Consider the following 633-nt stretch of genomic DNA (forward strand, 5'->3'; position numbering starts at 1 on the left):
CATTAAAACACCTTCAAGCGCCATCTATTATCGATGTTTTACTTAATATTGTACCTACTAATTTTATTGAAGCTATGGCTAAAGGTGATATATTACCCATAGTATTTTTTAGTTTATTATTTGGCATTGCTTTGGCTTTTGTTAGAGATAGCAACAATGAAAAATTGAAAGCATCTGGAGAAACGCTATTTCAAGTATTCCACAGTTCTACAGAAGTAATTTTTAAAATGATAAGGTGGATATTAGAATATGCGCCCATAGGTGTTTTTGCATTAATGGCTTACACGATTGGGACAGTAGGACCAAAAGCAGTAGGACCGCTTGCTTATGTAGTTTTAGTTGTATATATAGCGTTAATATTCCAGATTATTATATTTTATGGTGGCACGCTAAGTCTATTAAAAGTAAATTTCTGGAAATTTTTGAAAAAAGCTCAAGAACCATTTTTGATGGCATTTACAACAAGAAGCTCGGATGCTACACTGCCTGTTACAATCGCTACAGCTCAAGAAAAGATGGGCATCTCTGAAGCAGTTAGCGCTTTTACGTTACCGCTTGGTGCAAAATTTAATATGGATGGTACAACCTTATACGAAGGTGTATGTGCTTTGTTTGTAGCTCAAGCCATAGGTC

General features: G+C 35.1%; 1 protein-coding gene. It reads left to right on the forward strand.

The genetic code is table 11. From position 1 onward, the window contains the following. Nucleotides 1-633: dicarboxylate/amino acid:cation symporter (locus Q0C22_RS01470; RefSeq protein ID WP_291490321.1), on the forward strand; the 633-nt coding region annotated here is incomplete at both ends.

It is taken from the genome of Desulfurella sp. (assembly GCF_023256235.1).
In the GTDB taxonomy this organism is placed as follows: Bacteria; Campylobacterota_A; Desulfurellia; order Desulfurellales; family Desulfurellaceae; genus Desulfurella.